Origin of the sequence: Lactobacillus sp. wkB10 (assembly GCF_000760615.1) — a bacterium.
GTDB lineage: Bacteria > Bacillota > Bacilli > Lactobacillales > Lactobacillaceae > Lactobacillus > Lactobacillus huangpiensis.
This window is the reverse complement of sequence record NZ_JRJB01000005.1, coordinates 125,596-138,447: the sequence shown is the minus strand read 5'-3', so window position 1 is coordinate 138,447 and position 12,852 is coordinate 125,596. Positions and strand designations below refer to the sequence as shown.

Sequence of the window (12,852 nt, the reverse complement as noted above, 5' to 3'; positions counted from 1 at the left end):
TTTTATGCTGATTATTAGCATTATTGCATTAGTAAGTTCACTAGCGTTGACTGGGATCATTCTGCCTTGGATGATTATTTTCATGAGGACCCATCACGAGGGACAAGAAATTCGTGATGAAGGTCCTAAATGGCATGAAAAGAAATCAGGAACGCCTACAATGGGTGGGGTAGTCTTTGTTTTGGCAGCTGCATTATCTACCATTTGGGTTAGTATTTGGCAACACCAAACTTCTAAACTAATTTGGATTTTACTAATCAGTTTGCTTGGCTACGGAATAATCGGCTTTTTAGATGATGGTATTAAACTTTTTTACAAGCGCAATTTAGGTTTGCATGCCTGGCAAAAATTTTCCTTACAAATACTGGTTGCTATTGTGATTGTCATTATTGCAGCTACAGATAATTTTCAATTTAAACTTTTTATACCATTTTTTGGTATTGTGAACAGTGCTATTTTATTTACCATTTTTGTAATTTTTTGGCTGGTTGGCTTTTCCAACGCTGTTAATCTTTCAGATGGATTAGATGGTCTAGCAACGGGACTTTCAATTATTGCTTATGCTACTTATTCTTATATTGCACTTAAACAAAAGAATTTTGGTATTTTAATTTTTTGTATGAGTGTTATAGGTGGTTTGATTTCATTTTTTATTTTTAATCATAAACCTGCTAAAATTTTCATGGGTGATGCTGGATCTTTGGCATTAGGCGGTGGATTGGCTGCTGTCAGTATCTTTTTAAACAGACCTTGGTCTCTTCTATTAATTGGAATTGTGTTTGTTTGTGAAACAGCGAGTGTAATTCTACAAGTAATCTCTTTTCAGACTACAGGTAAAAGGATTTTTAAAATGACACCAATTCATCATCATTTCGAAATGCTGGGGTATTCTGAATGGAAAGTAGATATTATATTCTGGATAGTTGGATTAATTGGTAGTTTTTTATATTTAATAATATGGGGATAAAATTAGGCAAATGAAGCAGATTGAGACTTATCAGAACAAAAACATTTTGGCTTTAGGTCTGGGCAAAAGCGGTTTTGCAGTTAGTAAATTGCTGCTTAAACTAGGTGCAAAGCTGACTTTAAATGATCAAGCTGATTTGAGTAAAAATCAAAATGCACAGGAATTGAAAAAAAAGGGTGTCCGCGTGATTGGCGGCAGGCATCCAATTGAATTATTAAGTCAAGAAAGTTTTGATTATTTAGTAAAGAATCCTGGCATCCCTTATGAAAATCCAATGGTACAAGAGGCCCAAAAACTAAAATTGCCTATTATTACCGAGCCAGAAATTGCATTGAGTGTTAGTGATGCCCCTTATATTTGCGTTACAGGTTCGAATGGGAAAACCACTACAGTAATGCTGACCCAGAAAATTCTTGATCATCATTTGTCTAAAAGTGGACATCATGCATACGCAGTAGGGAACATTGGCGTACCTATATCTGAAGTGGTTGAAAAAGCGACCAAGGATGATATTTTAGTTTGCGAAACTTCCAGTTTTCAGTTACTTGGTGTTACAGATATTAATCCTAAGGTGGCAGCAATCATTGACATTTACCACAATGTTCACTTGGATTATCATAAAACTTTTGAAAATTATGTTAATGCCAAACTGAATGTTACTCGTACGCAGAGTCCAGATCATTATTTTTTAGCTAATTTTGATCAAAAAGATATTTTGAAAAAAGAAAGGAAAGTTACAAGAGCAAAATTAGTAACTTTTTCTGAAAATAATCAAGATGCTGATTATTTTATTGCCGATGGATATTTACAAAATCAGCAAGAAAAAATAATGAAGACATCTGACATGAAATTACCTGGAATTCATAACCAGCAAAACGCGTTAGTTGCAAGTGCAATTGCACAAATAATGGGTGCAGATACCAATGATATTAAAGCTGTTTTAACAACTTTTGCCGGTGCAAAGCACCGCTTGCAATACGTGATGACATTAGAAGGTCGCAAAATATACAACGATTCTAAATCTACAAATATTGAAGCAGCTTCTGTTGCAATTCCTTCTTTTGAAGATCCGGAGGTCTGGATCGCTGGTGGCTTAGATCGAGGATTTACTTTTGATTCTTTAGTACCTCTTTTAAAAAAACACGTTAAAGCAGCTGTTTTATATGGAGAAAGTCGTTATTTATTAGCAGATGCTGCTAGAAAAGCGGGTATTAAACAGATTGTAATTGAAAACACTTTACAGGAAGCAGTTCCTAGCGCATATGAATTAACAAAACCTGGTGACGTATTGTTGTTTTCACCGGCTTGTGCGTCATGGGATCAATTTAGAACATTTGAAGAACGTGGAGACTATTTTGTTAATTTTGTAAAGGAATTGAAGACGAAATAAAATGAGAATAATATTTACTGGTGGAGGAACCGGTGGTCATATTTATCCTATTATGGCTATCATTGAAAGATTAAAAGAGCGCAACTTAGCTACAAATGATGAAATTCTGTTTGTAGGTACTAAAAATGGTCTTGAAGCAAAAATTGTTCCGGCGGCTGGCGTAAATTTCAAAACAATTGAAATGCGCGGGTTTTCACGTAAACATATAATGAGTAATTTTGCTACAATTAGGTTGTTTCTTAAAGCTACAAAAAAGGCTCAAAAAATTATTAATGAGTTTAAGCCTGATATCGTAATGGGTACTGGTGGCTACGTGAGTGGTGCTGTAGTTTATGAAGCAGCTAAAATGAAGATACCAACCTTGATTCATGAATCGAATTCGGTTGTTGGAGTTGCTAATAAGTTTTTAGGTCACTATGTAAATAAGATTTGTTATACGTTTGATGACGCAGCTAAACAGTTTTCTGAGAAGAAAAAATTGGTAAAAACTGGGAATCCGCGTTCTCAGCAGGTATTGAACTTATCATCAGCAAAAGTTGATATGCAAAGTAAATGGAATCTGAATCCAATAATACCTACAGTATTAGTTTTTGGAGGATCTCGTGGAGCTTTAGCAATCAATCGTATTATGCTTAAGTCACTAACTCGTCTGCAAAAAAAGCCATACCAAATAATTTGGGTAACTGGAACATATTATTTTAAAGAAATCCAAGAAAAACTGGCTAATATAGACTATGGTAAAAGTATTAAAATTTTACCATATGTTAAGGATATGCCAGCACTTTTGCCTAAAATGATTTGTGTGGTTTCACGATCTGGAGCAACCAGCATTGCGGAATTTACAGCTCTAGGTGTTCCCGCAATATTAATTCCTAGTCCGAACGTTACTCATAACCATCAGATGAAAAACGCACTTGACCTGGAAAAAGCAGGCGCTGCGACGGTGATTGCTGAAAGCGACCTTAATATCAATAATTTTATTTCCTCAATTGATCATATCGTTTTAGACCGTAAATATTATACAGAAATGAGTAAAGCTTCAAAGAAATTGGGCGTTCCAGATGCATCTGACGAAGTAATTAAAGTAATGCAAGATATATCTCAGTAAGAAGAAGGTGAGGCAGTTGACTAAGAAGCGAGTAACAAAAATTGATCCAAAAGAAAAATTATCACCTTATTTAGATCACGAATCTAATCGAAAGAAAAAGTTTAAAGCTAAAACAAAAGTCTCTGCCTCTTTGTCAAAGTTACATAACGAACGTAAAACTGCATTATTTAAACGTTTGGGACTTGTTGTGGGAATCTCAGTAGTGTCAATTTTGGGACTAGGTTATTATATTTCTCCTTTAGCAAATGTGAAAAGCATTCAAATAAAAGGAGAAAATGATTTACCTATAAATGAAGTTGTAAAAACTGCTGATATTAAAGCCAGTGATAAAGTAATTGACCATCTGCTTAATAAGGACAGCATAGACCATAAACTGTCATCAAGATACTCTGAAATAAAAACCATAAATGTCCATGTTAAAAATTTTAACCATTTGATTCTTAATATTGACGAATACCATACGATTGGTTACATTAAAAATGCCAAAGGATACCGGAAAATACTTACACATGGCAAATTGGGTTCTCAGATAATTCCGTGGTCAAAGGTAAGCCCGGATAAGCCGGTTTTTGTGGGATATAACCATGAATTATCATTGAAAGAAACTCTTCACTTGTTTAATAGTCTACCTCCAGATTTTCAAAATCAGATAAAATTGTTAAGCGGCAACACTAGAAGAAAATCACAGGTAATTTTTCTAATGAAAAATGGAAATGTAGTAATTGGCAACGTTTCTACCCTCAAAAGTAAATTAAAGTACTATAATAAAATAAAAACTAAAGTGGGAAAAAATACTTTAATTGATTTGGAAGTAGGTGCATTTAGCAGGCCGCTTACACCAAGTGAAAAGAAAGCTTATGGTTTAACTTAGGCTGAATTTGAGCTACTTTTATGGTAAAATTTTTGTAAAGAGCACTGACAGGGGGTAAATTTTGGACAATACAAATTTATTAGTGGGCTTAGATATTGGTACCACAAGCGTGAAAGCGGTTGTAGCTGATAATGGTAAAGTTATTGGAGCTGTAGCTGTTCCTAACAGAGGGATGCGCCATGGCAATATAGTTGATATTGATGAGACAGCAGCTGCTATTAATAGAGCTTTAAAAGAAATAGCTAAAAAGACAAACGCAAAGATTTATCGAGTTGTAACAGGCATACCGGTGGGTATGCTTCAACTTGAAACTGCAAGCGATTTGGTTAATGTAAGCGATAATGGTCAGGAAGTTGGCAACCATGATGTCAGACGTGTAGTACGTGCTGCTATCAGGTCTGCAGTAAAAAACGAACGTGAACCTATTGCTTTTTTGCCAAGCCGCTTTTTAATTGATGGTAAAACGGAAGTCGATGATCCCCGAAAAATGATTGCTCATTCTCTGTCGGTGCAGGGCATCATGTTAACGGCTCCAGCAAGTCCTTTGCATAATATTAAAAAGGCTATAGAGCGTGCAGGTTATTCTAATAACTTTTTTGTTCCAACTCCACTTGCTATTGCCAGTGTAGCTTTAAATGAAAGTGAGCGACAGTTTGGCTCGATTATCCTTGATTTAGGTGGTGGCGTGACTACTGCCACGGTCATTCACAATAATCAGATTAAATATGCTAATATTGACTTTGAAGGAGGTAGCGATATTAGCAATGACATCTCTGTTGTTCTTAGTACATCAAAAAGGGATGCAGAACAAATAAAACTTGATTATGGCTATGCTGATCCAAATTTAGCTTCTGAAAAAAATAAATTTGCTGTTAATAGCGTAGGTTCAAATGGTCAACAGATGGTTGACGAGAGCTACTTAAGTGAAATTATTAATGCCAGAGTTATGCAGACCATTGACAGAATTGAAAAAGGCTTAGTTAAACATGATGCTTTAAGTTTGCCTGGTGGTGTCATTATCACTGGTGGAAGCAGTCTGTTACAAGGTTTTGATGGCATAATAGCCAATACTTTAAATGTCAAAGCCAGAATCTATCAACCTGACCAAATTGGAATGCGCAATCCAATATATTCAGCTGCATATGGAGTCGTTAACTATGCATATAAAATGTCTGATATTGACTTTTTAGTAATTAACGCAATATACGGCAAGGATGCACTTGGTCAAGAAGAAGTGACTGTTCAAGAAAAAACAAAAACTTCGAAAAGAACAGCTACTGTTAATGAAAGTAAAAGAAAAGAAGAATATAATAGACGTGAGTTACTGAAGCGAGAAAAATCTTCGCAAAGTAAAACGAAAAATAATACGCAAAATAAAGATAAAGGCTTTAAGAACTTCTTCAAAAAGTTCTTTGATTAAAGGTGGTTAATTAGATGGATTTTACGTTCGATTCTGACGACAATAAAAATGCTGTCATCAAAGTTATTGGTGTCGGCGGTGCTGGTGGTAATGCTGTTAATCGAATGATCGATGATGGCGTACAAGGAGTATCTTTTGTAGCTGCTAACACAGATGTACAAGCATTAAATAGTAATAAAGCTGAAAATAAAATTCAGCTTGGGCCAAAGTTGACAAGAGGACTTGGAGCTGGTTCACATCCCGAAGTGGGTCAAAAAGCTGCTGAAGAAAGTGAGCAGACGATTGAAGATGCGCTAAAAGGTGCAGATATGATTTTCATTACCGCTGGCATGGGAGGCGGCACGGGAACTGGCGCTGCTCCAATTGTAGCCAAAATTGCACGAGAAACTGGAGCATTAACAGTTGGTGTTGTTACTCGTCCTTTTACATTTGAAGGACCCAAAAGGTCCAAAAATGCAGCTGAAGGCATTTCTCAGTTAAAACAGTATGTGGATACTCTCGTTATCATTGCTAATAACCGGTTGTTGGAAATGGTCGATAAAAAGACTCCTATGATGGATGCCTTTAAAGAAGCTGATAATGTTTTAAAACAGGGTGTTCAAGGCATTTCCGATTTAATCACTTCAACCGACTATGTCAACTTGGATTTTGCAGATGTTAAAACTGTTATGGCTAACCAAGGTGCCGCTTTAATGGGAATTGGTCGTGCAAGTGGCGAGAACCGAACTGTTGAAGCAACTAAGCTGGCAATTTCTTCACCATTGCTTGAGGTTTCAATTGATGGCGCTAAACAGGTTCTCCTGAATATCACCGGTGGACCTGATTTGACTTTATTTGAAGCACAAGATGCTTCTGAAATTGTTTCAAAGGCTGCAGGTGATGATGTTAATATCATTTTTGGTACGTCCATTAATCCTAATTTAGGAGATGAGGTTGTTGTCACTGTTATAGCTACAGGAATAAATTCACAAGCAGAAGAGGAAGCTTCTAAACAGCTTCCTGGTCACAGTCACCAGATAAAGTCACAACCTAGTCAAACTAATTCATCTGGGCAAAATACCAATTCGGTTGAGAGACCTGTTGAGCCTAGACCTTCAACTGATGATGGTTCACAAAATGTTCAGACTGCTCCAAAGCATAAACCTATGGTCGATCCTACAAGTGTATGGGGTTTGGATAACGATGATGAAGGAAATCGTCGTTCAACACCATCTGCCACAAATCAAGAGGAAAGATCGAGTTCGTTTGATGACGACGATCAAAGCAGTATTTCACAAATCGAAACCAACGCTTTTGATGACGATGATACTGATGATATTCCATTTTTCAGGCATCGTGGTGAAAACTAATAGGAGGCAAGAAAAATGGCTTTTAGTAAAATAGGTAAATTTTTCGGTGTTGCAAATGATGAAGATGAAATGCTGGATGATGAATATGCAGAAGACCAGCAATTAAATAATGAGGACAATTATTCTGCTGGTGCAGTTGATCGTGACAATGTAGTTTCGATAAAGTCCGGCATGAATGCGGCTAAGAGCAAAATTGTTCTTTATGAGCCACGTGTTTATTCTGATGCCAAGGATGTTGCACAAAACTTGTTGAATAACAAAGCAGTGATTATTAATTTTAGCAGGATGGAAGATGCCTCTGCTAGGAGAGTTGTCGATTTTATAACGGGGACAGTTTATGCTCTGAATGGCGAAATTCAACGCATCGGGGATAAGATATTTCTGGCAACACCTCCTAAATTCGTTACTAATGGCAAAATTAGTGACTTAGTTGATAAGAAAGATACTTTAAGTTAATGGCAGCAAATATCATATATTACGGTATTAACATTCTTGATTATATAATATGGATCTACAGCATTATTATGGTAATTGATGCAATTTTAAGTTGGGTTCCCTTTTTACGTGATTCAAGTCTGGGTCGCATTATTAATCTGTTAATTGATCCTTATTTGAACCTTTTCCGTAAGGGACCGATTCTAAGACTATCTAATGCCACTGGGTTGGATATTTCATTTTTAATTGGCTTACTATTACTTTATTTTGTGCAAAATTATGTCTTAAGATGGGTGGCAAACATTTTATTTAGATTGTTTGTTTAATTTTTATAAAAAGCTGATAAATTTCATGATTTGTCAGCCTTTTATTTTTTCCTGAATTATGCAAATAGTTTTCTTTGTTAAATGAATGTCTTTTAAAGTTCATGCTATAATGATTTTAGAAAAGACCAATGTGTCTTTTACCTTCATTAACAGGGGGCATTGTGTGAACACAAAAAACATAGCAAAACGAAGTGCTTATGCTAAGAATGTTTTGTTTAAAGGTGATTTATCTGACCAGAAAATAGTAGATAAGATGAACGGACTCATAAATAACGCTCTTGACAAGCATGAAGAAGTTTTAACAGATTTTTTGAATCCTGGAGAAAGAGATGTTCTTAAAAAAATAGCTGGCACTGAAGTTTGTTTGCAGAGCTATGGTGGGTATTTAAATGCTGAAAAGAAAAGAGTTTTTATAACTGAAGACTGGGATACTATTGCACCTCTTGCATATCAGGTTACAGTTTTTAATATTGAATATCCTCAGAAATTTACTTGTTTGTCACATAGTGCAATATTAGGAAGCCTAGCTAATGCAGGCATAGAAACCTCAACATTTGGTGACATTATTACCGATGGCAATGGTAAGTGGCAATTTTTTGCTAAGAGCGAACTAAAAGATTTTTTTCAATATGAAATCACCTATATAGGAAAGACAAGGGTTAGAATAAGACCTAGTCTAAATCAGAAAGTAATAGCAGTTGATGATGAAAGTGAACTGTTAACTGCAATTGTTTCTTCACTAAGGTTGGATGCAGTTTTAGCTTCAATCACAAATGATAGCAGACAGAAAATAAAAACATATATATCAGATAATTTAGTTAAATTAAATTGGCATAGTATCAAAGATTTTAATATAATGGTTAATGAAAATGATGTCTTAAGTTTAAGACATTTTGGCAGATGTGAAATTAAGGATATATCAACGACACGAAAAGGCAAGTATAAGGTGGTGTATAAGCTATGGCAGACGAGAAAAAGGAATCGCAGAAATTGACTCCGCTTGAAATTCATAATAAAGAATTCAAAAAGAGAGGTTTAAGTGGCTATGATAGGCGCGAAGTAGACAGTTTTCTTGACCAAATAATCAATGATTATGGTGATGCGTTAGATCAAACGGTTGACTTGAAGAATGAAATTGTGAACTTGCAAGATCAGGTTTCGGATTTACAAAAACAAGTTAAACAGTACAAGCAGAATGAAGATGCTACGAAAGAAGCTGTAGGTAACGCTAAAATTCAAGCAGAAAGAATTATCAATGATGCTACAGTTCAAGCTAATAATACTACTGAACAAGCAAAAATTGATACTGATTATCAACGTCAACAACTTGAAACTATTAAATCAGACTATGAACGTGTGAAAAAGGAAGCTTCAGGTTATCGCTCTTATATTCAAGATCTTTTACAAAAAGCAATTGATAATCTCAACGATGAAAAATGGCAAAAAGCACTCGATAAATATTTCGATACTGAACGATTTTATCCCCCAGATGGTGCTGAACCAATAATGTTAACTGATGAAGACGAAGATGTCGATGAAGACGATGATGATGAAGATATCGACGAAGACGAAGAAGTAGAGGTTGACAATGGCATTGATGATGAAGTAAACTTTGAACAAGACACTGAAGAAGATAATAATAGTCCTAAACCAATGACTGGTGACAGTCCTAGTGTTGAAACTGTTAATAACGAAGATACTAGTTCTAATAATGGCTCTGGTACTACTGTTATTTTCCCAGATGACTATAAAAATCATTAATAACAAACTGACAGTAAAACTTGAGAGCAATTCAGCGAATTAGCGATGGTGTGAGACTAATATAAGAGCTTAATGGTTGATCAGCTGTTAGTATTAGTTTGTTACGTTAGTTGCACGATACGCAATCGTTAAGTGGAGTTTAACAACTCAATTTAGGTGGTACCACGATATTAACCTCGCCCTAATCATAGGACGAGGTTTTTTTATAGGAAGGATTAATATGAAAGTAAAAGATACACTTAATCTGGGTAAAACCAAATTTAAGATGCGGGGCAATTTGCCAGTTCGTGAAGCACAATGGCAAAAAGAATGGGAAGAAAATAAATTATATGAACAGAGGTTAAAGCTGAATAAAGGAAAACCAAGATTTGATTTACACGATGGTCCTCCTTTTGCAAATGGTAATATTCATATTGGTCATGCCATGAACAAAATTTCTAAAGATATAATTGTTCGCTTTAAAAACATGAATGGATATTATGCTCCCTATGTACCAGGATGGGACACGCATGGCTTGCCAGTCGAACAGCAATTAACTAAACAGGGTGTTAACCGCAAAAAAATGAATCTTGCTGATTATCGTCAACTTTGTCAAGATTTTGCCAGTCAAGAAATTAAAAAGCAAATGACCGACTTTAAGCGACTGGGAGTAATGGGAGATTGGGATCACCCTTACATTACTTATCAACCCGAATACGAAGCAGAAGAAATTCGTGTCTTTGGTAAAATGTATGAAAAAGGTTATATCTATAAAGGTAAAAAACCTGTTTATTGGTCACCTTCAAGTGAATCAACATTGGCTGAAGCTGAGGTTGAATATCATGATATTAAATCACCTTCGATTTATGTTTCATTTCCTGTAAAAGACGGTAAGGGCATTTTAGATCCGAAAAATACATATTTCTTAATTTGGACAACTACACCTTGGACTATCCCTACTAATCAGGGTATTACTGTTAACCCAGGTTTTGATTACTCGGTTGTTCAAGTTGGGGCTAAGCGTTATGTTGTTGGAACTGATCGTTTGGCAGCAGTTGCTGAAGAATTAGGTTGGAAGGACTATGAAGTAGTTCAGCATCTTAAGGGTACTGAAATGGATCATATGGTTGCTAAGCATCCTTTATATGATCGTGATTCTATTTTGATGAATGCGATGCACGTTACTGCCAGTGATGGTACTGGACTAGTTCATACAGCTTCAGGATTTGGTGAAGATGACTATAATGTTGCTCAAAAATATGGTATTCCGGTGTACAGTCCAATGGACGACAAAGGTTGCTTTACTGAAGATATTAACGATCCAGATTTAGCAGGGTTGTTTTATGATGATGCTAATAAAGTCGTCAGTGAAAAATTAAAGAAATCAGGCAATTTACTTAAGCTTAGCTTCTTTACTCACTCTTATCCTCATGATTGGCGTACAAAGAAACCTGTGATTTATCGAGCTACTACACAATGGTTTGCTTCAGTTGAAAAGTTCCGTCAACAGATTCTTGATCAAATTGATAAGGTTAAATTCACGCCATCCTGGGGTCAATTACGCTTGCACAATATGATTAAGGATCGTGGTGATTGGGTAATCTCAAGACAACGTGCATGGGGAGTTCCATTGCCAATCTTTTATGCAGAAGATGGTACTGCGATTGTCACACCAGAAACTATTGAACATATTGCCCAGATTTTTGCCAAAGAGGGGTCAAATGCCTGGTATAGAAGAAGTGCCAAGGAATTGTTGCCAGACGGATTTACTTCTGAGCATTCACCAAATGGAAAATTTACTAAGGAAAAAGACATTTTAGATGTTTGGTTTGATTCTGGGTCTTCTCATCAGGCTGTAATGGCTAAAAGACCAGACTTGAAATTCCCATGTGATCTATATCTTGAAGGCAGTGACCAGTACCGTGGTTGGTTTAACTCAAGTCTGATTACTTCTGTAGCTGCCACGGGTAAAGCACCTTATCGCGGTATTTTGTCTCAAGGTTTCGTTTTGGATGAAAAAGGACATAAAATGTCTAAATCGTTAGGTAATGTAATTTCGCCAAACGACGTTATCAAACAAATGGGAGCAGAAATTATTCGCTTGTGGGTAGCTTCTGTAGACACTACTTCTGATGTTGCTGTTTCACAAAATATTTTGCGCCAAGCTTCTGAAAGTTACCGCAAAATAAGAAATACTTTCCGTTATATGTTGGCTAATACTTCTGATTTTGACCCACAAACAAATAGAGTCGCTTATGAAGATCTAAACTCCATTGACCAATATATGGAAGTTAAACTCAACGATTTGGTTAAAAATTGTCTTGACAGTTATGAGCGTTACGATTTTAATAATGTTTATAAAAAGATTTTTGCATTCATTTCTAATGATCTTTCAGCATTTTATTTGGACTTTGCCAAAGATGTTCTTTACATTGAGAGTAAAAATAGTCATGCAAGAAGGTCAATGCAAACAGTGATTTATGATGCAGCAGTTAAGTTGGCTAAGGTTTTGACGCCTATCTTGCCACATACTATGGAGGAAGTTTGGTCTTTCTTAAAGGAAAAAGAAGATTACGCCCAACTTGCTGAAATGCCTGAAATTGAACAATATGCAAATCATGATAATCTCCTTGATAACTGGAAGAAGTTTATGAATTTCCGCGATGATGTTTTGAAAGTCTTAGAAGAAGCACGAGATCAGAAATTAATTGGTAAATCTTTCGAAGCAGGAGTTACAGTTTATCCGACTGATGAGATGAGAGCAGTTTTAGCCAATCTAGATGCAAACTTTAGGCAAATTTTAATAGTTTCTAAATTAACTATTGCTGATGGTGAAGCACCTGCAAATGCAGAAAAATTACCAAATGGTGCATTTCTTGTTGAACATGCAGAAGGTGAAGTTTGTCCTCGGTGTCGTATGATCAGAACGGATATTGGAGCTGATAGCGAAGTACCAATGCTTTGTGGCAGATGTGCTAAAATTGTTAAAGAAGATTATCCTGAAGCTGTACAAGAAGGTTTAGAAGAATAATGCGTTACGGTAAGGTAAAGCAGTTTGATCAAAACAGTAGTTTTGGTTTTATCACTGACGATGAAAATCAAAAGGCGTACTTTGTCTTTTATACTGCTATTAAAGAAGAAGGATATCGTTGCTTACATGTCGGACAAAAAGTCAAATATCAGCTCGCTCAAGGAAAAAATGGATTGCAATGTGTTAATGTATATTTAGCTGATTAGCAGGAAAGT

Annotated in this window: 12 protein-coding genes; all 12 read left to right on the top strand. The window is 35.8% G+C overall.

Annotated elements, in window-relative coordinates; genetic code table 11:
• The first annotated feature begins 4 nt into the window (after positions 1–4).
• The 12 genes from mraY (at position 5) to LACWKB10_RS04700 (ending at position 12,843) form a co-directional block, all read left to right on the top strand.
• A complete protein-coding gene (gene mraY / locus LACWKB10_RS04755; protein WP_369792485.1) occupies positions 5–967 on the top strand; it encodes a phospho-N-acetylmuramoyl-pentapeptide-transferase in 963 nt (320 codons plus the stop codon).
• 10 nt (positions 968–977) lie between these two features.
• The gene (gene murD / locus LACWKB10_RS04750) at positions 978–2,357 is read left to right on the top strand and encodes a UDP-N-acetylmuramoyl-L-alanine--D-glutamate ligase (protein WP_034979405.1); all 1,380 of its coding nucleotides are present in this window, start codon (positions 978–980) and stop codon (positions 2,355–2,357) included.
• Between the two features lies 1 nt (position 2,358).
• Positions 2,359–3,465, top strand: a complete 1,107-nt coding sequence (gene murG / locus LACWKB10_RS04745; protein WP_034979402.1) for an undecaprenyldiphospho-muramoylpentapeptide beta-N-acetylglucosaminyltransferase — start codon at positions 2,359–2,361, stop codon at positions 3,463–3,465.
• 16 nt (positions 3,466–3,481) lie between these two features.
• On the top strand, positions 3,482–4,336 hold the full coding sequence (locus LACWKB10_RS04740) for a cell division protein FtsQ/DivIB (protein WP_034979398.1): 855 nt from the start codon (positions 3,482–3,484) through the stop codon (positions 4,334–4,336).
• A gap of 61 nt (positions 4,337–4,397) precedes the next feature.
• Positions 4,398–5,756, top strand: coding sequence for a cell division protein FtsA (gene ftsA / locus LACWKB10_RS04735; RefSeq protein ID WP_034979396.1), 1,359 nt, complete (start codon positions 4,398–4,400; stop codon positions 5,754–5,756).
• Between the two features lie 14 nt (positions 5,757–5,770).
• Positions 5,771–7,105 (top strand): cell division protein FtsZ, encoded by a 1,335-nt coding sequence (gene ftsZ, locus LACWKB10_RS04730; RefSeq protein ID WP_034979393.1) that lies wholly within the window; start codon positions 5,771–5,773, stop codon positions 7,103–7,105.
• A 15-nt stretch (positions 7,106–7,120) separates the two neighbouring features.
• Entirely contained in the window at positions 7,121–7,561 is a 441-nt protein-coding gene (locus LACWKB10_RS04725) for a cell division protein SepF (protein ID WP_034979390.1), read from the top strand.
• Complete coding sequence (locus LACWKB10_RS04720; RefSeq protein ID WP_034979387.1) at positions 7,561–7,866, top strand: YggT family protein; 306 nt, start codon at positions 7,561–7,563, stop codon at positions 7,864–7,866. The genes LACWKB10_RS04725 and LACWKB10_RS04720 overlap by 1 nt, the downstream gene beginning before the upstream one ends.
• Positions 7,867–8,077: 211 nt before the next feature.
• A complete protein-coding gene (locus LACWKB10_RS04715) occupies positions 8,078–8,860 on the top strand; it encodes an RNA-binding protein (protein ID WP_034979487.1) in 783 nt (260 codons plus the stop codon).
• The gene (locus LACWKB10_RS04710) at positions 8,827–9,627 is read left to right on the top strand and encodes a DivIVA domain-containing protein (protein WP_034979384.1); all 801 of its coding nucleotides are present in this window, start codon (positions 8,827–8,829) and stop codon (positions 9,625–9,627) included. Before LACWKB10_RS04715 ends, LACWKB10_RS04710 begins: the two co-directional genes overlap by 34 nt.
• 220 nt (positions 9,628–9,847) lie before the next feature.
• Positions 9,848–12,637 carry an isoleucine--tRNA ligase gene (gene ileS / locus LACWKB10_RS04705; RefSeq protein WP_034979381.1) on the top strand — a complete coding sequence of 930 codons (2,790 nt, stop codon included), beginning with the start codon at positions 9,848–9,850 and terminating at the stop codon, positions 12,635–12,637.
• Entirely contained in the window at positions 12,637–12,843 is a 207-nt protein-coding gene (locus tag LACWKB10_RS04700; protein WP_034979379.1) for a cold-shock protein, read from the top strand. Before ileS ends, LACWKB10_RS04700 begins: the two co-directional genes overlap by 1 nt.
• Positions 12,844–12,852: the final 9 nt, after the last annotated feature.

Coding starts and splice junctions, on each gene's coding strand:
- murD (WP_034979405.1), top strand. CDS start 978: ATGAAGCAGATTGAGACTTATCAGAACAAAAACATTTTGGCTTTAGGT.
- LACWKB10_RS04710 (WP_034979384.1), top strand. CDS start 8,827: ATGGCAGACGAGAAAAAGGAATCGCAGAAATTGACTCCGCTTGAAATT.
- LACWKB10_RS04720 (WP_034979387.1), top strand. CDS start 7,561: ATGGCAGCAAATATCATATATTACGGTATTAACATTCTTGATTATATA.
- mraY (WP_369792485.1), top strand. CDS start 5: ATGCTGATTATTAGCATTATTGCATTAGTAAGTTCACTAGCGTTGACT.
- LACWKB10_RS04725 (WP_034979390.1), top strand. CDS start 7,121: ATGGCTTTTAGTAAAATAGGTAAATTTTTCGGTGTTGCAAATGATGAA.
- murG (WP_034979402.1), top strand. CDS start 2,359: ATGAGAATAATATTTACTGGTGGAGGAACCGGTGGTCATATTTATCCT.
- ftsZ (WP_034979393.1), top strand. CDS start 5,771: ATGGATTTTACGTTCGATTCTGACGACAATAAAAATGCTGTCATCAAA.
- ileS (WP_034979381.1), top strand. CDS start 9,848: ATGAAAGTAAAAGATACACTTAATCTGGGTAAAACCAAATTTAAGATG.
- LACWKB10_RS04700 (WP_034979379.1), top strand. CDS start 12,637: ATGCGTTACGGTAAGGTAAAGCAGTTTGATCAAAACAGTAGTTTTGGT.